Here is a 21,392-nt window from a genome sequence, read left to right on the forward strand (position 1 = left end):
GATACAAAAAACCTGAGCTTTAAAGTAAATGATATTCCAATATCATTTTATCTTTAACACTCAGGTTTTTATAGGATTTATACTGTAAGATTACCTTAAAGTACGAGCAATCATCAGCCATGATAATATCATACTGATTAATATCTCACATCACGCATCAATATCTGCATTTAAGGCATTTTCTTCAATAAAGGCACGACGTGGTTCCACATCATCCCCCATGAGGCAAGAGAACATTCGATCTGCTTCAATCGCATCTTGCACAGTGACCTGTAACATATTACGGTTTTCAGGATCCATCGTGGTTTCCCAGAGCTGTTCAGCATTCATTTCACCTAAACCTTTATAACGCTGAATCATCATGCCGCGACGAGAGTCCTGTAAAATATTTTGCCACACTTGATGGAAGCTGGATACTAAGATTTTACGTTCACCTTTTTGTAAATAAGCACCCTCTTCAAGCAAGCTAAACCAGCTTTTCGAATTTTTCAATAACCGTGCATATTCACTTGAACCTAACAAAGTTGCGTCTAAGACATAACGATGCGGTAAATTATGTATATATATAGTAATACATGGCAGGTAACATTGAATCTGCTGCCCATCAGGAGTGATTTTTTCAATTGTTTCCAAGGTTAGTTCAGGGCGCAAACTGGCTTGTGATTTTTCAATATTTGCACGTACACGCTCTGCCCACTGTTGAACATAGCCTTGATCACTATTTTGATCTAATTTAAATGCTTCTACTGCAAGTAAAGCATCTAATAAGCTCGCAGGATAACGTAAAGTTAAACGTGCTAAACTTTTTTGCGAGGTTTGATAATCTGCAATCACACTGGCCAATGCTTCACCACGAATTGCTGGTGCATCTGAGCTAATATGTAATTCCAACTCGTCAATCGCATTAGAAATTAGATATGTATCCAATGCTTCATTATCTTTAATATATTGCTCTTGCTTGCCCTTTTTAATCTTATAAAGGGGTGGTTGTGCAATATAAATATGACCACGTTCTACCAATTCCGGCATTTGGCGGAAGAAAAAGGTCAATAACAATGTGCGGATATGTGAACCATCAACATCGGCATCCGTCATAATAATAATTTTATGATAACGCAGTTTATCGGGATTGTATTCTTCACGACCAATACCACAGCCCAAGGCAGTAATCAGTGTTCCAACTTCAGCCGATGAAATCATCTTATCAAAACGAGCACGCTCAACGTTAAGAATTTTACCTTTCAACGGTAAAATCGCCTGCATTTTACGATTACGCCCTTGCTTCGCAGAACCACCTGCTGAGTCACCTTCGACTAAATAAAGTTCAGAAAGTGCTGGATCTTTTTCTTGACAATCAGCAAGTTTCCCAGGAAGACCGGCAATATCTAAAGCACTTTTACGTCGTGTCATTTCACGTGCTTTACGTGCTGCATCACGAGCACGTGCTGCATCAATAATCTTACCAGCAATTGATTTGGCTGCTTGGGGATTCTCGAGTAAATACTCAGAGAATGCTTTATTCATTGCTTGTTCAACAGCAGGTTTTACTTCACTCGATACCAACTTTTCCTTCGTTTGCGATGAAAACTTAGGGTCTGGTACCTTAACTGAAACAATGGCAGTTAATCCTTCACGTGCATCATCACCAGAAACAACGACTTTCTCTTTTTTCAAGATATTTTCGCTTTCCATGTAGCTATTCAAACCACGTGTCAATGCAGCACGAAAACCGGCTAAATGGGTTCCACCATCTTTTTGTGGAATATTATTGGTAAAACAGCGCACATTTTCTTGATAAGAATCATTCCACTGCAATGCCACTTCAACCACAATGCCGTGATCTGATTGTGTCGTAAAATGAAAAATTTCATTTAGGTTGTTTTTACCCTGATTAATGTATTTAACAAATTCAGATAAACCACCTTCATAATCAAAGATATGTTCTAGATTAACGCGCTCATCACGTAATACGATACGCACACCAGCATTAAGAAAAGATAACTCACGTAAACGACGTGCTAAAATTTCAACCTGAAAAATAGTTTGACTAAAAGTTTCAGCACTTGGCCAGAATCGTACAGTGGTCCCAGTTTCTGATGTTTCATCGGTCGCTTTTAATGGGTATTGTGGATCACCATGACGATATTCTTGTTGAAAAACTTGTCCGGCACGTTTAATCGTTAACTCTAGTTTAGCAGAAAGCGCATTAACAACAGAGACACCAACGCCGTGTAAGCCTCCAGAAACTTTATAGCTATTATCATCAAATTTACCACCTGCATGCAAAATGGTTAAAATTACTTCTGCTGCAGAAACACCTTCCTCCGGATGAATATCTGTTGGAATACCACGTCCGTTGTCGGAAACACTCACAGATTCATCGTCATGAATGGTGACAATAATTTCATCACAATGACCTGCTAAAGCTTCATCAATTGCATTATCAACAACCTCAAACACCATATGGTGTAAGCCTGTACCGTCATCTGTATCACCAATATACATGCCTGGGCGTTTACGAACAGCATCTAGGCCACGTAATACTTTGATACTAGAGGAATCATAAGCCTTTTCATTGGTTTGTTCTGTTTGAGTGACAGATTGATCTTCTGAACTCATGGTTTCTCCCTAGTGAAAAATAGGTCTATCCAAAGATGGTAAATCATTGTGTAACAGCTCGAACCTCGCCGTTTTCAACATTGAATAATTGATATGGAATAGATAAATCATATAAGTGATTTTTGACTGATTCATACTCTAAAGTGGTAATAAAAACTTGACTACCAAGTTGGCTCAATCGCTCAATTAAACGTTGTTGTGCGGTTAAATCTAATTCTGCCGTCAGATCATCTAATAATACCACAGTTTCCTTATTACAAGAATGCAGCATTGCAATCTGTGATAGCTTTAATGCCATGATCAAGAGTTTCTTCTGGCCTCTTGATAGAACAACACTCGCATCACCCATTGATGTTTTTAGACGAAGGTCAGCGCGATGTGGACCATATTCAGTATAGCCACGTTCTAAATCTTTTTGATGATAATGACTCAGATCATTAAACAAGCTCTGCTCACGATGGAAACCCGGATAATATTCCATTTGAATATCTAAATGAGGGAGTAACTGTTTTAAATCTTGTTGTAAATAAGTTTGCCAGCGTTCAACCGCCATTGATCTTAAAGCATGTAAAAGATCACCATAGTCACTTAATGTTTTATTCCATGGCTCTAAATCAGATAAAGACAGATAACGATTGGACTTTAATAAACGATTACGTTGTTGCAAAGCACGTGTATAACATTGCCATGTATGATAAAACTCATGTTCCACGTGAAACATAAGCCAATCTAATAGTTGACGTCTGGCTTTAGCACCATGATCGATAATTTCGGTGCTCTGTGGTTCAATATACTGTACCGGTAAAATTTTAGCCAATTGACCTTGTGTCGCAATGGAGTCACCATTGACTCTAATGACCTGCTCACCAGAGCTAAACTTCTGTACCCCCACCTTATCTTGCATTGATTGAGCAAAAATCAATGCATCAGCGCAATGAAGCTGGATATAATGTTTAGGTATATGGGTTCTAAATGAACGTCCCGTAGCTAACAAATGAATAGCCTCTAAAATAGAGGTTTTTCCTGAACCATTTTCACCATAAAAAAGATTAAACGGCTGCAATCCATGGAGAGCAACCGTATTTAAGTTACGAACACGCTCGATATGTAAACGCGTAATATGCATAATAAATTGTATTGTTAATTAAACACGCATTGGCATAACGACATAAGTTTGGTCAACATGTTGTGGATCTTGTACTAAAACCGATTGATTCGCTTCAGTCATTGTCATTAACACATCGTCACCATCTAATACATTTAAAACATCTAACAAATATTGAGCATTAAAAGACATTTCTAGCGGTGCATCACTATATTGGATCGCTAAATCTTCAATTGCCTCATCCTGTTCTGGATTATTAGCACGTAACTGTAATGAATCAGCATTAAAATTCAAAAATACACCACGTAATTTTTCATTACTTAAAATAGCAACACGTTGTAAGGATTGTTTAAAGACATCATGAGCAATCATTACATTTTTATTACCACCACGTGGAATTACCCGACGATAGTCTGGAAATTTACCATCAATTAATTTAGTGGTAAAACGAACGGTAATATCACTTTGTTCTTTATCGCGGTTTGCAATAACAATGGTGACATTTAATAATTCACGACCAATTAATAATGCCAATTGCTCATCTTCAACACTTAACAAGCGTTGTAATTCACCTACAGCTTTACGCGGTACAATTGCTTGTACTAACTGCGTTGCATTAGATGATGAAGTCGTTTCACACATTGCCAATCGATGTCCATCTGTCGTGACAGCACGTAATTGGTTCTGATCAATTTCTAATAAGGTACCTGTTAAATAAAAACGTACATCTTGAACAGCCATTGCAAATGATGTTTTTTCAAATAAACGCTTTAATTCTCGTTGTGTGACATTAATATGTGTACCTTGACTATTTTCAGTTGCTAATAATGGATAGTCTTCTGCTGGTAAAATTCCTAAGACAAAACGACTGTTACCCGATTTTAAAATACAACGTTGATCTTCGCTAATATGCAAATCAATTAATGCTGTAGAGGGTAAAGATTTACAAATATCCATCAGTTTACGTGCTGGCACAGTGGTTTCACCAGCCTGTATGCAAGCCCCATCTGCTAACGTAGTACTGGCAACTAATTCAACCTCTAAATCCGAACCGGTAATGGTTAAAGTATCAGAATTAACTTGAATTTTGACATTAGAAAGAATATTCAAAGTATGGCGACGTTCTACCGCTCCTACAACATGTGACAAAACATTAAGTAAGCTTTCTTTCGCGATTTTTAAACGCACGGGGCATCCCTCTAATAACAACTGAAGATAATAAAATATTTTTTAGCACTGTACTATGCGGCAGAATATGGTGTATTGCAAGAATATAATTTGATCAATAGCAGTCAACTTTGCAACAAGCGTTGTAAGTTTTTATAGTCTTCATTAAAGATAGGATCTTGGTCACGCAAACTCAGCACTTTTTCACAAGCATGCATTACGGTACTATGATCACGACCACCAAAAGCCATCCCTATTTCAGGAAAACTATCTCCTGTTAATTCACGTGCTAATCCCATCGCAAGTTGACGAGGACGTGCATAAATTCGAGTCCGTTTAGGACCAATCAATTCTTTTAATGGAATTCTAAAATATTCACTCACGACACGCTGAATATTTTCCGTACTAATGGTTCTTGCACGGATTGCCAATACATCTTTTAGTGATTCACGCACCACATCTAGATCAATTGCAGTACCTTTAAAACGAGATATTGCAACAACTTTATTTAAAGCACCTTCTAATTCACGTACATTGGCAACGACTTGTTGCGCAATAAATAGGGCACAGTTCCGAGGTAAATCAACACCACTGCTTTCTGCTTTTTTGAGTAAAATTTCAATGCGAGTTTCAATATCAGGCGGTTCAACCCCAACAGATAATCCCCAGGAAAAACGCGATACTAAACGCGGATCCAATTCGGTCAACTCTTTTGGATAGCGATCAGAGGTTAAAATAATTTGCTTGGACTCATCCAATAAAGCATTAAACGTATAAAAAAATTCGACTAAGCTTGCTTCTTTACCTGCCAGTAAATGAATATCGTCAACCAGTAATAAATCTAAAGAACGACAATTTTTTTTAAACTCTTCAACTTTACCCTGTTGTAATGAACTTACAAAATCTTGTACAAAACTTTCAGCAGTCATATACATGACTCGAGCATTAGGTTTTGCTTGTAATAAAGCGTTTCCTACTGCCTGCATTAAATGTGTTTTCCCCAATCCCGTTGGGCCATATAGAAATAATGGATTATGTTGTGAGGCACCTAACTGTGTTAATACTTTACGGCAGGTCTCTGCTGCCATTTGATTCGAACGACCTTCAACAAATAAAGAAAATGTAAATAATGGATTTAGTTGACGTTTACGATGATTTTTTGGTAAGGATTCTTCTTTTTTGGCTTTTACAATAGGAGCGGAAACTGGCATCGATTCTAATGCAGAAGTCGTCGTAGCAGGCTGTTCATCTGCAGATAAAATTGCACCTGGACGTGAATCAACTAAAATTTCAACTTTACGAATCTGCCCTTCAGAGAGTTGTTCAACTAAAATTGAAATCAATTCTAAATGATGTTCTTGAATATAACGTGTCCAATAAGGATTGGGGGCGTATAAACGCAATGTATCTTGAGTTTCCTCTGCCAGCAATGGACGAATCCACATTGTAAAGACATTGCCAGATAACTCTTGTCGTAAACGAGTCAAGCACTCTGTCCAAAGCATGTGAATCCCCTATTCATTTATTGGTAAAGCAGAAAATAATGGTTGATCGCTAAAGCGGGTCGCCATTCTAGCGAAGTTATCCACATCTGTCATGATAAATTCATTCCAGCACTAAAATATTTATCAGCGAATTTAAATTTAAATCAGCATGTGGATAAGTTTATCCGCATGCTGTGGATAAAATATATCACAAACTTATCCACAAAGTATTAAAATTATAGAAACATAGTTATCAACATGATATATTATTGATATTAAAAAATAAAACCTTGTTTTCCACAGATAAATGCCTTACTAATAATAATAAATTTGAATTTTAAAATTTAAATTTATTTATAAGCAACCTCAATTTTGTGGATAAGTTTAAATTCAAATTGAATTTTAAAATTAACAACGCGTTTTAATCATGATCAGTTAAAAATGTTTATAAGGCTGTTGATATCTTATATATTTATATCTAATTCAATTAATTAGATTGTGAATACTTTATTTTAATCAAATCAAGTGCTATTCAACAAGTTTTATTTTATTTGGTAATAAATCTTGTTTTTGATTGACAGCTCAAGCAATGAACACTAAAATCGCGGACCTTTATAGAAAGATCATTTTTGGAGTTTCGATATGAAACGTACATTTCAACCATCTGAATTAAAGCGTAAGCGTGTTCATGGTTTCCGTGCTCGTATGGCTACTAAAGCTGGTCGTCAAGTATTAGCTCGTCGTCGTGCAAAAGGTCGTCACAGCTTGACTGTTTAATTGGCTTAAGCAAAGATCTTGGGTGTTATGACAACACTTTATGGCTTCAGCACAGAGGTAAGATTACGCTGTGCTTCCGACTATAAAAGTGTGTTCGATGGTGCGCTTTTTAAAGTGCATCAGCCCCATTTTTTATTGTTAGCAACGATTGCCAAACAGCCAAATAGCCGTTTGGGACTTGTTGTTGCTAAGAAAAAAGTGCGCCGTGCGCATGAACGCAATAGAGTAAAACGACTTGCTCGTGAGAGTTTCCGCTTGCATCAACAGCAATTAAAACAATTAGATATTGTTGTTATGCCTAAAATAGGTATAGATACAATTCCTAATGCTGAATTGCATCAGCAATTACAATTTGCTTGGCAAAAACTTCAACGCCTTGCTAAAAAGCATTCAAAAATAGTTCCCTCCCCACAAAAGTAGAGATGGCCAATGGTACGATTACTGCATTGGTTGATTCGATTTTATCAGATTGCAATTAGTCCATTATTAGGACCTCGCTGTCGTTATATACCTACTTGTTCTCAATACGCTTTAGAAGCAGTTCATCAACAGGGTGCTGTTAAAGGTGTGTGGTTGGCAACTAAACGTGTTTGCCGTTGTCATCCGTGGGGCGGTTCTGGATATGATCCGGTACCACCTAAAGCAACTCGTTTTATTTCATTTCATGAAATAGATTCTCAAAAGCTTCACATTACTGTACCCTTTCGTGATCGTTTCATGAACCAAAATCACTCTAACCACTTGGGGTAATAGATATGCAACAATGGGCCAGGATTGCAATTCTCGGAGCCATGTTTGTTGTCGCATACTTGCTCATTTTGGCTTGGCAGCAAGATTACGGAAATGCAAAACCACAACCACAGCAAACTGCAAAGGTTGTTACGCAAGAAGTATCTGCTGATTTACCAAATGGCCAAACTGCCACGGCATCTACAGATGTGCCACAAGCAAATACAGCGACTTCGCAACAAGCTACAGATGCAACAGCACCTTTAAGTCAACAGCTTATTTCAGTACAAACTGACCTTTATCATCTTTGGATTAATCCTAAAGGTGGTGATATTGTTCGTGTTGAATTACTCAATCATGATGAAAATAAAGACACGAATAAGCCTTTTGTATTACTGGAAAGTGATCCAAAACGGACTTATGTTTCTCAATCGGGTCTGATTGGTCCGAATGGTCCAGACAGTAGTCGTAATGGTCGTCCTGTTTATGAGTTTGAAAAAGCGCAATATACTTTAGCAACAGATGCTAAATCTTCTAAACAAGAAGATGGTAAGACGCTAAAAGTTTTAACTGTACCTATGGTGTATAAAACAACAGACGGTATTGAAATCATTAAAACTTTCACCTTTACACAAGGCGATTATCCAATTGTCGTGACACATAAAGTTGTCAACCGCAGTGCGAACAATTGGCAAGGCCAAATGTTTGGACAAATCAAACGTGATAGTTCTGAAGATCCAGGCAAATCAGATCAAGGTATTTTTACTTTAGGTACTTATCTGGGTGGGGCTTGGGGAGATCCTGAAGATCCGTACAATAAAATTAAATTTGCTAACTTTAATGATGAAAAATTAAATGTTGAAGCAAAAGGTGGTTGGGTTGCTATTGTTCAACACTATTTTGTGAGTGCATGGGTTCCTGGACAACTGAAGCTTACACAAGGTGCAGGTCAAGAATATCAAGCACACTTGGAAACACGTGCTGCAAGCAATGATATGAATATCATTGGTTTTACCTCTCCAATCATTAACGTTCCAGCGGGTACCGTGGCTGAAGTTGATGCAACTTTCTATGCTGGTCCAAAAATTCAATCTGAACTCAAAGATTTGGCTGTAGGTTTAAACCAAACTGTCGATTATGGTTGGTTATGGCCAATTGCTAAATTATTGTTTTTAGGTTTGCAATTTTTCCATGGTATTGTTGGAAACTGGGGCTGGTCAATTATTTTATTGACTGTTTTGGTAAAATTAATTCTTTGGCCATTATCTGCGAAAAGCTATCGCTCAATGGCAAAAATGCGTGTCATTGCACCAGAAATGCAACGTATGAAAGAAGAGTTTGGCGAAGACCGGATGCGTTTCTCTCAAGAAATGATGGCACTTTATAAGCGAGAGCAAGTCAATCCATTGTCAGGATGTTTGCCATTATTGCTACAGATGCCAATCTTTCTTGCATTGTATTGGGTGTTGATGGAGTCAGTTGAATTACGTCATGCACCATGGATTTTATGGATTCAAGATTTATCTGCAATGGACCCATGGTTTATTTTGCCATTAATTATGGGCGCGACCATGTATATTCAGCAAATGCTTAATCCTCAACCTGCTGATCCAATGCAGGCTAAAGTATTCCGCATTATGCCAATTATCTTTACAGTATTTATGTTGTTCTTCCCAGCAGGCCTTGTGTTGTACTGGATTGTCAACAACAGTATCACGATTATTCAACAGTCTTTAATTAATAAGAGTGTTGAAAAGCAGCGTGCAAAAACTGATACAGCGAATTAAGTCATACTGAATAGCTGAATAAATCCGCTTAAGATGGTAATCTTAGGCGGATTTTTTTGTGTATATTTTTAAGAAAGCTGTAGGTGAATGTTATGTTAGACCGAACCACGATTGCGGCAATTGCAACTCCACCAGGACGTGGTGGTGTAGGTGTTATTCGCTTATCTGGACCAAAATCCTATCAAATCGCAGCGTTATTAACACAAAAGGAATTACCTCAAGCACGTTATGCTGGTTTTCGTCAATTCTATGATGACCAAGGTGAAGTGATGGATGAGGGTTTGGTGATTTGTTTTCCAAATCCGCACTCATTTACCGGAGAAGATGTAATTGAATTACAAGGTCATGGTGGTCCTATTATTCAAAATGCATTATTGGCACGTTTATTTGAACTGGGGGCAATTGCGGCAAAAGCGGGTGAGTTTTCTATGCGTGCTTTTGAAAATGGTAAATTAGATTTGGTTCAAGCTGAAGCCATTGCCGATTTAATTGATGCCACTTCACAAGCGGCTGCACGTTCTGCGGTACGTTCTTTACAGGGTGCTTTTTCGCATAAAGTCAATCATGTTCTTGAACAGCTCATTCATTTACGGTTACATGTCGAAGCAGCAATTGATTTTCCTGAAGAGGAAATTGATTTTCTTGCCGATGGTAAAATTTTAACCTTACTTGATGGTGTTGCAGATGCCGTCACAGCAGTACAACAATCGGCACGGCAAGGACAATTATTACGTGAAGGTTTACAAGTGGTAATTGCTGGTAAACCCAATGCAGGTAAATCTTCTTTGCTGAATGCTTTGGCAGGTATTGAACGTGCAATTGTGACCGATATTGCGGGAACTACACGTGATGTACTGCATGAAAGAATCACGCTAAATGGCTTGCCAATTACCCTGACCGATACCGCAGGTTTACGTGAAACAGGTGATATTGTTGAAAAAGAAGGAATTCGTCGTGCAATTCAAGAAATTGAACAGGCTGATTTGCTGTTGTTGGTCTATGATTTAAGTCAAGATGAAGATCCTTTAGTCTTGGCACGACAATATTTTGCTGATGATATTGAACCTAAACGTTTAATACTGATTGCCAATAAATGTGATTTAACTGATAGCGCTGCTGATCTTACGGCATTACAGGGTTTTCGACATCTTACGATTTCAGCTAAACAAGAAACAGGTGTTCAGATGCTCGTAGATGCGATTACAGCACATGCAGGCTTTCAGCCTGAGGAAGATACTTTTATTGCCAGAACACGCCACCTAGATGCAATGAAGCGCACACAAGCATATCTGGCAGAGGCACGTGAACAACTGGTGATTTACCATGCTGGAGAGTTGGTGGCAGAATCATTACGTTTAGCACAAAATGCATTAGGTGAAATTACGGGTGATTTTAGTGCGGATGATTTATTAGGAAAAATTTTCGGCTCATTCTGTATCGGAAAGTAAAATGCATTTAATGCTGTTACGGTAATTACTGCATCATGAATTTGAGGTAGTAGACGGTTATACTTCTAAAAATACATTGCTGCATAAAAAATCAACGAATGCGCGTACCTTTGGAATAGGATGTTTACCTGCAGGCCACAGAATATGGAACACTCCTGTTCGTTCCACATAATCAACTAACACTGATTGCAGTTGGCCGGTTGATAATTGTTGACGTATAGCGAAATCTGGTAAATAGGCAATGCCCAGTCCTTGCATTGCGAAGCATACGCGGGTTTCGATATTGTTACAGATCATTGATATTGGTAATTGGAGTGGCGGATCTGCTGGGTGCATTTTTAGCGCCCATGGCTCTAATTTACCACTATGAGGACAGCGATAATGCAGGCAGCGATGTTGTTCGAGATCTTTTGGATGTACTGGTATGCCATGAGTGTTGAGGTATTCTGGGGAAGCCACTAACAGAGAACGAAATTGACCTAAACGACGTGCAGTCAACCGAGAGTCATGTGGAACACCTGTTCGTAGCACTGCATCAAAGCCATCTTTAATCACATCAACCACTTGATCTGTAAAATCTAAGTCCAATTCCACCTCAGGATATGTTCGCATAAACTCACCTAAGACGGGTAAGACTAACGAACTAACCAGAGGAAGACTCACTCTTAGACGTCCATATGGAGCAGCATTTACTTGAGATAGCTCCTGCTCTGCTGCTTCGATCTCAATCAAAATACGTCTACAGCGTTCAAGAAACATCTCGCCTTCGATCGTGAGCTTAATACTACGAGTATTACGATGGAACAATCGCACATCTAACTTATCTTCAAGTCTGGCGATACTTTTTCCAATCGCTGATGCGGATATCCCTAGCAGACGTCCTGAAGCAGCAAAGCTCCCTGTTTCTGCAACTTTGACGAATACAACAATACTATTAAGACTATCCATTCGCGTTCCTATTGCGGACAATTTTGTCCTTATAACAATGAAATGTAGCTATATTTTTCTTGAGTAACAAGTCCTTTAGTCTTGGTATGCCAGATTTAATCATCATAGAGAATAGCAACCAACATGACTTCAATTCGATTTCCTTCGAGTATCCAAGATTCAAGCGCTACGTTGTCTCAACGTATGCAAAATATTGTTAAACACGCGATTGACTCCCATCGAGTGGTCGGTGCCGTTATCCTAGTGTCTCATCGTGGGCAACTGATTTATCAGACCGCAGCAGGCTGGGCAGATAAAGAATCCAAACGCTTGATGAATATTGATACAATTTTTCGCTTAGCCTCAGTGAGTAAGCCTATTGTATCTGTTGCTGCAATGATATTGGTGGCCAGAGGGCTATTAGATTTAGATAAAGATATCCGTTGTTGGATGCCTGAGTTTCGGCCATTACGACAAGATGGATCAGAAGCCATCATTACGTTAAGACAAATACTCAGTCACACGGCAGGATTAGGATATCGTTTTTTAGAAAACGACATCACCGGCGCATATGCACTTGCATGCGTATCTGATGGGATGGACACTTCGGGAATAACGCTTCAGGAAAATCTACGCCGTATCACCAAAGTACCATTGCGATATGAGCCTGGTTCTTCTTGGCAATATTCTTTGGCTACTGATGTGTTGGGTGCTTTGTTAGAGCGGATTCTCAATATGCCACTAGATCAAGTTATTCAGCAATTCGTCACAGAACCATTGGCAATGTCCAATACCAGTTTCTGGGTCAATGATCGCAAACGAGTCGCTACAGTTTATGTAAATGATGAACCACGACCTCATCGACTTGAGGAAGGAGAAATCGTTTCACCGTTTGATGGTGCAGTGGGAATTATTTACAGCCCTGATCGTATCTTTGATACACAAGCGTTCCCATCTGGTGGCGCTGGAATGGCAGGTACGGCACACGATTTTATGGTGTTACTGGAAACTTTACGACAAGATGGTGGAAGACTGTTATCACCTTCACTGATTGATGAAATGGGGCGTGATCAAACAAATGGTTTATTCCTACCCAATACTCCTGGATTTGGTTTTGGATTAGGTTTTTCAGTACTGCGTGATCCTCAACTTGCAGCATCACCAGAGTCGATCGGTACTTGGCGCTGGGGGGGAGCTTACGGGCATTCATGGTTTGTTGACCGATCACATGAACTGAGTGTTGTCGCATTTACGAATACGATGTATGAGGGAATGTCTGGACGTTTCGTGATTGATATTCGTGATGCGGTATATGATTCGGTGGTCGATAGCCAATGAGTGTTTCTACACAGTCCAGACTGCCTTTATCTTCACTACTGGCACTAGCTACAGCAGTATTTATCACAATTCTAACCGAAGCATTACCAGCAGGTGTGATGCCGCGCATGGCGCTAAGTCTTCATGTCTCAGAAGCTTTGGTTGGTCAAACTATCACGATTTATGCCATAGGATCACTTGTTGCTGCGATCCCTTTGACGATAGCTACACAGGGAATGCGTCGTCGGCCTTTACTGATGTTGGCGATAGCAGGCTTTTTGGTTGCCAATACTGTCACAGTATTTTCTTTGAATTATATGCTTACGATGATAGCGCGTTTTTTAGCGGGTGTATCAGCTGGCGTATTGTGGGCACTATTGGCCGGTTATGCTTCCCGTATGGTGCCGAATGAACAAAAAGGAAAAGCGATTGCTATTGCCATGGTGGGGACTCCCCTAGCGTTTTCACTCGGGGTTCCTGCAGGAACTTTTCTCGGAAATTTAATGGGCTGGCAAGTGAGTTTTGGCTTAATGAGTTTAATGGCATTTGTCCTTTTATTTTGGATTTACTTTGCGGTTCCAGACTTTGAGGGTCAGCCTATCACAGCACGTTTACCAATAAAATCTGTATTGATGATCGCTGGTATTCGCCCAGTTTTATGGGTTGTACTTTGTTTTGTTCTCGCTCATAACATTCTTTATACCTACATTACCCCTTTTCTGGGGGCTGTTGGGATGTTAGCGCAAACAGATACGGTATTGTTGATATTTGGAATTTTATCATTACTGGGAATTTGGGGTGTGGGTATATGGGTTGACCGACACTTGCGTATGCTGATTATAAGCAGTGCTGTGTTATTTATTTTGGCTATCTCATTGATTCATTTTGCAAGCAGTATACCTCTTTTAATTTTCTTTGCTGCTGCTATGTGGGGAGTCGCTTTTGGTGGCTTAGCAACGCTTTTACAGACAGCGATTGCTAAAGCTGCTGGAGATGCTGGAGACATTGCCCAGTCCATGCTGGTCACATCTTGGAATACCGCAATTGCTGGTGGTGGGCTAATAGGTGGCATATTGCTTGAAAGTTTTGGTATCGGGTCGTTTACAATGATTTTATTCATGCTTATGATTGCTACACTGGTTATCATCGTTTTAGCAAAACATCATGGCTTTCCATCAAGATAAAACTGATTTAAGCATATTAAAGCAAAGCGTTGATGAGCTATATTTTGGCATCTTCAAGTAGAAACCCAAGCAAGAGTTGCAACAGATGCAGATTCCAATTGTCTAGATGTGATGATTTTAGTTGTTATAGTATTAAAATTTAAGGATATACAATTTTACGTTGATTGAGTATTTCATCGGTATCATTGTTTTTAGTCAAGGCTCAAGACTGAATTGTCGCAATGGCGAAAAATTTATATTGGTAAAGTAATCATGGCATACCATACCGCAGCCAATTTTCGCTAAATTCAAGTGGTTTGAGTTTAATATCGATCAAGATGAGTTAAGTGATTGACTCGTTTTAATCAGCATCAGGCATGTTATATGCTATTGAATATGACCAGATGCTGATATTAATAATGAGGTAAATGTGTTTGTTTTTGCTGTTGATAGCGAATAATCAGCCATAAACACAGCAGTCCAATTGTGATACAGAAAGTTAAAATCGCTGTGATAAATCCAAAATAGTCCGCCAAGAAACCGACGCCTATGATTGGAATAATAGTACCTAAGTAACCAATAAATAAATAGGTAGACATCACTGCTGCCCGATTTTTCAAATTTGTCATGAGATGAATCAGTGAAAAGGCACCCATTAAACCTAAGCCATGCCCAACCCCAATCAAGATATCACTGATAAAAAATAAAAATCCCCATTGTTGCGTCATGCATAGTGCCAATAAAACATAACTGAGAATTAAGCTAGATAATCCAATTTGAATACATGTTTTTGGTAACAGATTTTTGGCAAAAAATTGTATGATGGCTGAAACCAATAAAATACTTGAAATGGCAATTCCACTCACCAGTGGGCCATGCCAAGGGATTGCATCTTTTACAAATGAAGGGGCTAATGATGCAAATAGACTAAAGGAAGCAAAGGCACTAAACGCCGTAAAACCAGCAATATAAAATAAAGGTTTAAATAACGATTGCGGTAGTTCTAGATGAGGTGCTACTGAAAATGATTCAGATTGAGTTTGAGGCACACGAATATTAAATAGACCAAATAAGCAGACAATAGCACCTAAAATAATCGGTAAATAAGGTGTAATTAAAGGCTTAGGAAAAAATTGTGCAATCAAGCCACCAATTAAAGGACCTAAACCAAAACCAATCACAGTAATGATTGAACTAAATTGGGCTGCATTTTTCTTGTAAGCATCTGGAATAGTCAGCACTAAACCGAGCATAGCGGATGTGTTAATTAATCCTGATGCAATACCAATAATAAACCGAGCAAAAGCTAGACTAATCATATTGGGTGCAAATGCAGAAAGACTTAAACCTAAAATGGCAAAACAGATCCCGATCTGTAAAACTTTTAAAAAGCCAAAACTGTTACTGGCACGACCTAAAAATAATAAGGTCGCCAAACAACCAAACATATAAGCAACAAAAATATAAGTAATTTGGCTCGGCAGTAAATGCCATAGTGTTTGATAGATGGGATAAAGTGGACTGGCTAAAGCTGTACCGATTGTGCCCATGATAAGCGCAAGGCTTACCATAATGAATGGTCGCCAAGATTGAGAATTTGTCATTTAAAATGTCACATTAGAACAGCAAAAAAAGAATATAAATTGCATATGAAGAAAAAATAAAGCATATAAATATCTTCAGTGATTATCAATCATTTTTTAGATAAAATCATCTTGGAAAGTGGTTAAATCGTCGTTTTAGTAACGCAAGTATGATGGTTATATAATGCATTATTCATTTGTGATCACAGTACTGATATCAAGATCACTTAGCAATTATCGAATCAGCAATATTAATGTTTCACGTGGAACGTCTATGTGATCAATCTATTTTGATGATCTATTGTGAACAAATATCAGTATGCTATGAATCATTGTTATACTGCTAAACTGTAATTTAATAATGGATGAGTCATAAGTTAAAATGAAAAAAACAATATTATGGATGGCAGCTTTAGCCTCTACATTGAGTCATGCCAACCTTGAAACTGCAAGCAGCAATTTAAGCAAAAATTATCCCAACATCAAAGTTGAGCAGATTGCAGCGACTGAAATGAAAGGAATTTATAGCGGTACTTTGAGTGGGCAAATTGTTTATTTTAATGATGATGCTCAGCATCTAATTGCTGGAACAATGGTACGTCTTAAAGATCAAAGAAATTTAAGTAAAGATTTGATGGTCAAACAAAATACCATTGATTGGAAAAAGCTTAATTTAAATGATGCGATTAAAATTGTAAAAGGTAATGGTAAGCGTCAAATCGCTGTTTTTTCTGATCCGAATTGTCCATATTGTAAGAAACTTGAAACAGAGTTAGATCAATTAAATAATGTGACAATTTATATGTTTATATTACCATTTAAACCGCAATCTGTTGCGCCGTCAAAACAAGTATATTGTAGTCAAAATCCGGCACAGGCATGGACAGATTTAATTAACTCTGGTATTCAACCGACGGTTCAAAAAACCTGTAATAATCCAATTGAACGTAATTTAGCAATTGCTAAATCTTTGGGAATTACGGGTACACCGACCATTATTTTTTCTAATGGTTTAAAAGTAGTCGGTGCTTTTCCTGTGGAACAAATGGAAGAAATTTTTAAAGATTTTGGTTTATAAAGAGTAGGTTTATAACTATTAAAAGCACCTCATAGGCTGAGGTGCATATTAAAATTAAGCATTTTTTGTCAATAAACCATACAGATATAAAATCACAATAGCGCCAATGACAGAAGCAAAGAAACCGGCGGTCGCATTTTCACCATACAAACCAAGTGCTCGTCCACCATACGTTGCGACTAAAGAGCCTCCCATACCGAGTAAAGTCGTAATGATAAAACCTGCTTTGTTATTACCTGGTTTAATGGCACGTGCAATTAAACCTGCAATAAAGCCGACCAAAATTGCGACAATTAATGACCACATTACGCTTCTCCTTGTTATCTAACTTATTTACTATTCATACTCTCTTGACATGATATTGACATAAATTTTCATGAGATAGAATGATGCTATTACATTTGAAGCAGATTTATTCAACAGATAAATATGACTAAAATAACAGGATAATCCGCTATATCATGATGATAAATCATATAGTGCTATCATCAAGTTATTCAAATAAATCAAAAATAGTTAAAATGATACAAGTTGTTGTGCTTTTGTGTTGGTCTCATCATAAGGGATTAAAATGAGCTGAAAATCATTAGTCTTGCAGTATTAGCTCATTCAAGAAACATCATATGTTGAGGATAGTTTTGCATTAAACAGATCATACTCAAACAATCGCTAAAACTATTGTTTGAGTATGCTAGATACAGCTTTAATGGTTTAAAGGCCAATTTCACCAATAAAAGGAATATGACGATATTTTTGATTATAGTCTAAACCATAACCTACAATAAATTTATCTTCTACTTCAAACCCTAAGAATTTAACTTCTAAGTCAATTTCACGGCGTGAAGGTTTACTGATTAAGGTACATAATTCAATGGAATGAGGTTGACGTGTCTTGAGAATTTCTAAAACTTTACTGAGTGTATTACCTGAGTCAATAATATCCTCAACCACCAAAATATCCTTGCCACGAATATCACCATCTAAGTCTTTTAAGATTTTAACATCACGACTAGATACGGTATTACCGCCATAACTTGAAACTGTCATAAAGTCTAGTTCATGCGGTTTCGCAATTGTACGACATAAATCTGCCATAAAAATAACAGAACCACGTAGTAGGCCAATAAGTACAAGCTCTTTGTCACTGTTTGCGTAGTGTGCATCAATTTTTGCACCAAGCTCTTTTACTTTGGCTTGAATTTCTTGCTCAGAAATCATTACGCTCATTTGAACGGTCATGGGTAGATACCTAATGAATAAAAAATATAAATAAAAAAGGCGTTTATTCACAACGCCTATAAGTACTATATGCTTAATTTTAATCGATCTACACTTGAGATGCATCCTTTTACATGACGAAAAATGTAAGCATTTTGATTGAAATAAAGTTATTATTTGAGTGATTATGTTTGATCGTATATGGCAAATTAACCAGGATAGGCATAATTTTGATAAGACAGGCCTCCCCTACGCGCTATATTTTAAAAGATCATTAGGATTGCTTTATGACTACTGAATTGTTGATACAGCATACTTAAGGCCAATATTACCAGTAGTGCTGCTAAGCATTGGCGTAAAAGGCGTTGTACTGTGTGATGAGCAAGAAGTTTTTGTAAATGCCATGCAAAAAAAATATAGATACAGCCAATCAATATTAAAATTAAGCCAGTAAGAACAATAATGAGTAATATCTGTTGCTGTACAGCAGATGGACCAAAAATTGCAGGAACAAGAGCAATGTAAAAAGAAATTGTTTTGGGATTACTTAACGTGATGAGTAAACCATCTCGATAAGAATATAATACTTCTTGAATTGGAGGATGTGATGATATTGATAATAAATTGCCCTTAAATGACCAAAATTTATAGGCAAGGTATAGCAAATATGCGCTAGAAAGTATGATCAAATAAGCTGAAAAATTGGGCAGTATTTGATTTAAGGATGATACGAAAAGAATAGAGATAATTAAAAAAATAATATCACCTGTGATCAGACCGAGTAACATGATAAAACTATTTCTATATCCTTGTAACAACGTTTTAAACATTAATCCTGTCATGCCTGGCCCTGGAATAATGGCAGCAATCGTGAGTGTGAGCAAATAGCTCATGATGGGTGTTATGTCGTGCATGGAAGCAATATCTATATAAAAAAGTTGTTATATTTTTTCTTAAAAATAAAGGTTAAAACGATCTATTTACTTTATAAAATAGATAAAAAAAGGTATAAAATGCTCATTATCTTTTATCCATTAGATGTTTATGCCTAATCCAAAAAAAATAGATAAAATAGATCAAAAAATTTTAGCACGCTTACAAAAAAATTCACGTATCACCATTGCGGAGCTATCAGAACAGCTTAGCTTATCGACATCACCCTGTTGGCGTAGAATTAAACAGCTTGAAGATCGTCATATCATTAAAGGCTATGGTGTATTACTTGATCGTAAAAAAATAGATTTAGGTGTTATGGTTTTTGTTCGAGTATCTATTGATCACCATAGTGAAAAAGAAGCTAAAAAATTTGAAGAAGAAGTTACGGCATTAGATTATGTGGTCGCATGTTATAGCATTGGTGGTGATGCTGATTTTTTATTACAAGTCGTTTCTCCAGATTTAGATACATATGCTGATTTTTCGATGTCGATCATACGACGATTACCAGGCATTAAAGAAATGCAAAGTATGTTTGTATTAAAAGAAATTAAACCATTTACCGGATTTCCTCTATCAGATTTTTGATTACATCTTATTTAATCAGGATAGGATTAAAGCGTTTTACACATAAAAATATCGATATGTTTGCATATCGATGCTTCGCTCACGTTATTGCTTCAATTTTTTCTTTTATCGTTATATTTAAATATGAACATTTAATGAGATGACTGCTCTAAAATATCAAACTTTTTAAACCAATCTAGCGCTATGGATTGGTCATTAGTTTTATATATCAGGAAAATCAGTGTATTGATTACATGATAGATATATTGTCATCATCTTGTCGTGCTATCGATAAAGTATGAGCATCACATCAAAAGATGATTTCATTTAATCCGTCCATTGATTGACGCTGTTGGAGGCTAGTTTTGATGCTGTACCCATATAATCATCATAAGATTGTAATAATAAACATGTGATGATCATCAGTATCGATAATATAATTTTACTTTTTATTGTCATATCGTTACACACCTCATTTAATTGTAGAACGAAAAAGATATAACAATTTATCTATCTAATCTAATATAGAAAAAGCATTCATTCAGCGAATTTTGAGATATGTTAACCTTAAAGCAATGTCATTATTTTATTTGTATTGTTGAAAGTGGAAGTTTTACGGCTGCTTCAGAAAAATTATTTATTGCACAATCAGCATTAAGTCGGCAAATCAAAAATTTAGAAGATGATATTGGTTTTGATATTTTTGATAGATCAGAGAAAAAAATTAAATTGACTTCTGCTGGAGCAGTACTGTATCAAAATTTAAAACAGCATATTGATCAAATTAATACTTCTGTTGCATTAGCGAAGCGAATTAGTCAAGGTGAAGATAGAACAATTAAAATCGCTCATTCCAGTAGTATTATTATGGATCATCATAAACTACAGCTTTTAGATCAGTTATGTGAAAATCATAAAATTAATATTGAAATTAATACCTTATCATCTGAAGCCCAAATTGATGCGATATTAAATGGTGAAATTGATATTGGTTTTATTCGCCCCCCTGTTTATCATGATTTGAGTTTGATCAATAGCATCAGTTTATATCAAGCACCTTTATATGTAGCTGTTCTAGCGACAGATGCTGCCTTTATAGACCGATCAACAATTGATATTGATGATTTAAAAGATTTTAATTTTGTTTCTACACCACATGCACAACGTGGAGGCTTAAGTTATTTAGTTGCTAATCTATGTTTAAGTCATGGATTTTTCCAAAAAAGATCTAGAGTTTCATCTAGAAAATTATCTCAACTAGATTTAGTTGCGCATGGTTTTGGGATTTGTATTGTTCCTGAGGAATTTGGTACTGTGCTTCCTCAGCAGGTCAAATTATTAGCAATAGAGAATCAAAGTTATCAATCCGAGGTTCGATTAATTTGGAAAAAAGATCATGATAGAATCATTGAAAATTGTACGGGAATGATTCAGCAATTTTATCACGAAGATCATCTTACTACTCTCAATCCTTCTACAAAATAATC

The 21,392-nt window shown here is 37.1% G+C and carries 19 protein-coding genes; 10 read left to right on the forward strand and 9 right to left on the reverse strand.

What is annotated here, in order from left to right:
• Nucleotides 1-150: 150 nt before the first annotated feature.
• The 4 genes from gyrB to dnaA all read right to left on the reverse strand — a co-directional run bounded on the left by gyrB (nucleotide 151) and on the right by dnaA (nucleotide 6,396).
• Entirely contained in the window at nucleotides 151-2,619 is a 2,469-nt protein-coding gene (gene gyrB, locus QSG86_RS04415) for a DNA topoisomerase (ATP-hydrolyzing) subunit B (protein WP_317030378.1), read from the reverse strand.
• A gap of 43 nt (nucleotides 2,620-2,662) precedes the next feature.
• Nucleotides 2,663-3,745, reverse strand: a complete 1,083-nt coding sequence (gene recF, locus QSG86_RS04420) for a DNA replication/repair protein RecF (RefSeq protein WP_317030379.1) — start codon at nucleotides 3,743-3,745, stop codon at nucleotides 2,663-2,665.
• Nucleotides 3,746-3,763: 18 nt separating this feature from the next.
• Complete coding sequence (gene dnaN, locus QSG86_RS04425) at nucleotides 3,764-4,912, reverse strand: DNA polymerase III subunit beta (RefSeq protein WP_317030380.1); 1,149 nt, start codon at nucleotides 4,910-4,912, stop codon at nucleotides 3,764-3,766.
• 104 nt (nucleotides 4,913-5,016) lie between these two features.
• Nucleotides 5,017-6,396 carry a chromosomal replication initiator protein DnaA gene (dnaA, locus tag QSG86_RS04430; protein WP_317030381.1) on the reverse strand — a complete coding sequence of 460 codons (1,380 nt, stop codon included), beginning with the start codon at nucleotides 6,394-6,396 and terminating at the stop codon, nucleotides 5,017-5,019.
• A gap of 621 nt (nucleotides 6,397-7,017) precedes the next feature.
• Between dnaA and rpmH the strand changes: the two genes are divergently transcribed.
• From rpmH to mnmE, 5 genes are all read left to right on the forward strand, one after another.
• Entirely contained in the window at nucleotides 7,018-7,152 is a 135-nt protein-coding gene (gene rpmH, locus QSG86_RS04435) for a 50S ribosomal protein L34 (RefSeq protein ID WP_000831329.1), read from the forward strand.
• Between the two features lie 27 nt (nucleotides 7,153-7,179).
• Complete coding sequence (gene rnpA, locus QSG86_RS04440; RefSeq protein WP_317030382.1) at nucleotides 7,180-7,572, forward strand: ribonuclease P protein component; 393 nt, start codon at nucleotides 7,180-7,182, stop codon at nucleotides 7,570-7,572.
• 9 nt (nucleotides 7,573-7,581) lie between these two features.
• The gene (gene yidD, locus QSG86_RS04445) at nucleotides 7,582-7,902 is read left to right on the forward strand and encodes a membrane protein insertion efficiency factor YidD (protein WP_317030383.1); all 321 of its coding nucleotides are present in this window, start codon (nucleotides 7,582-7,584) and stop codon (nucleotides 7,900-7,902) included.
• A gap of 5 nt (nucleotides 7,903-7,907) precedes the next feature.
• Nucleotides 7,908-9,668, forward strand: a complete 1,761-nt coding sequence (gene yidC / locus QSG86_RS04450; RefSeq protein ID WP_317030384.1) for a membrane protein insertase YidC — start codon at nucleotides 7,908-7,910, stop codon at nucleotides 9,666-9,668.
• 92 nt (nucleotides 9,669-9,760) lie between these two features.
• On the forward strand, nucleotides 9,761-11,116 hold the full coding sequence (gene mnmE / locus QSG86_RS04455; RefSeq protein ID WP_317030385.1) for a tRNA uridine-5-carboxymethylaminomethyl(34) synthesis GTPase MnmE: 1,356 nt from the start codon (nucleotides 9,761-9,763) through the stop codon (nucleotides 11,114-11,116).
• A 57-nt stretch (nucleotides 11,117-11,173) separates the two neighbouring features.
• On the opposite strand, the gene QSG86_RS04460 is transcribed toward mnmE, so the two are convergent.
• Nucleotides 11,174-12,064: a LysR family transcriptional regulator gene (locus QSG86_RS04460; RefSeq protein WP_317030386.1), complete on the reverse strand. Its 891-nt coding sequence runs from the start codon at nucleotides 12,062-12,064 to the stop codon at nucleotides 11,174-11,176.
• Nucleotides 12,065-12,187: 123 nt separating this feature from the next.
• On the opposite strand from QSG86_RS04460, the gene QSG86_RS04465 reads away from it, so the two are divergent.
• Both QSG86_RS04465 and QSG86_RS04470 read left to right on the forward strand, forming a co-directional pair.
• Nucleotides 12,188-13,381: a serine hydrolase domain-containing protein gene (locus tag QSG86_RS04465; protein ID WP_317030387.1), complete on the forward strand. Its 1,194-nt coding sequence runs from the start codon at nucleotides 12,188-12,190 to the stop codon at nucleotides 13,379-13,381.
• Nucleotides 13,378-14,544, forward strand: a complete 1,167-nt coding sequence (locus tag QSG86_RS04470; RefSeq protein WP_317030388.1) for an MFS transporter — start codon at nucleotides 13,378-13,380, stop codon at nucleotides 14,542-14,544. Before QSG86_RS04465 ends, QSG86_RS04470 begins: the two co-directional genes overlap by 4 nt.
• Nucleotides 14,545-14,936: 392 nt before the next feature.
• Here the strand turns inward: QSG86_RS04470 and QSG86_RS04475 are convergent, their stop codons facing one another.
• On the reverse strand, nucleotides 14,937-16,094 hold the full coding sequence (locus tag QSG86_RS04475; RefSeq protein ID WP_317032670.1) for an MFS transporter: 1,158 nt from the start codon (nucleotides 16,092-16,094) through the stop codon (nucleotides 14,937-14,939).
• 394 nt (nucleotides 16,095-16,488) lie between these two features.
• On the opposite strand from QSG86_RS04475, the gene QSG86_RS04480 reads away from it, so the two are divergent.
• Entirely contained in the window at nucleotides 16,489-17,184 is a 696-nt protein-coding gene (locus QSG86_RS04480; RefSeq protein ID WP_317030389.1) for a DsbC family protein, read from the forward strand.
• A 54-nt stretch (nucleotides 17,185-17,238) separates the two neighbouring features.
• Here QSG86_RS04480 and QSG86_RS04485 read toward each other — a convergent pair whose 3' ends face one another.
• The 3 genes from QSG86_RS04485 to QSG86_RS04495 all read right to left on the reverse strand — a co-directional run bounded on the left by QSG86_RS04485 (nucleotide 17,239) and on the right by QSG86_RS04495 (nucleotide 19,295).
• Nucleotides 17,239-17,490: a GlsB/YeaQ/YmgE family stress response membrane protein gene (locus tag QSG86_RS04485; RefSeq protein ID WP_317030390.1), complete on the reverse strand. Its 252-nt coding sequence runs from the start codon at nucleotides 17,488-17,490 to the stop codon at nucleotides 17,239-17,241.
• A gap of 405 nt (nucleotides 17,491-17,895) precedes the next feature.
• Nucleotides 17,896-18,423 carry a hypoxanthine phosphoribosyltransferase gene (gene hpt / locus QSG86_RS04490; RefSeq protein ID WP_317030391.1) on the reverse strand — a complete coding sequence of 176 codons (528 nt, stop codon included), beginning with the start codon at nucleotides 18,421-18,423 and terminating at the stop codon, nucleotides 17,896-17,898.
• A gap of 242 nt (nucleotides 18,424-18,665) precedes the next feature.
• Nucleotides 18,666-19,295 (reverse strand): LysE family translocator, encoded by a 630-nt coding sequence (locus QSG86_RS04495; protein WP_317033357.1) that lies wholly within the window; start codon nucleotides 19,293-19,295, stop codon nucleotides 18,666-18,668.
• A 151-nt stretch (nucleotides 19,296-19,446) separates the two neighbouring features.
• Here QSG86_RS04495 and QSG86_RS04500 point away from each other — a divergent pair, with 151 nt between their 5' ends.
• Together QSG86_RS04500 and QSG86_RS04505 are read left to right on the forward strand one after the other, a co-directional pair.
• Nucleotides 19,447-19,926, forward strand: a complete 480-nt coding sequence (locus QSG86_RS04500) for an Lrp/AsnC family transcriptional regulator (protein WP_317030393.1) — start codon at nucleotides 19,447-19,449, stop codon at nucleotides 19,924-19,926.
• Between the two features lie 537 nt (nucleotides 19,927-20,463).
• Nucleotides 20,464-21,390: a LysR family transcriptional regulator gene (locus tag QSG86_RS04505; RefSeq protein WP_317030394.1), complete on the forward strand. Its 927-nt coding sequence runs from the start codon at nucleotides 20,464-20,466 to the stop codon at nucleotides 21,388-21,390.
• The last annotated feature ends 2 nt before the right edge of the window (nucleotides 21,391-21,392 follow it).

Source organism: Acinetobacter sp. SAAs474, assembly GCF_032823475.1.
Taxonomy (GTDB): domain Bacteria; phylum Pseudomonadota; class Gammaproteobacteria; order Pseudomonadales; family Moraxellaceae; genus Acinetobacter.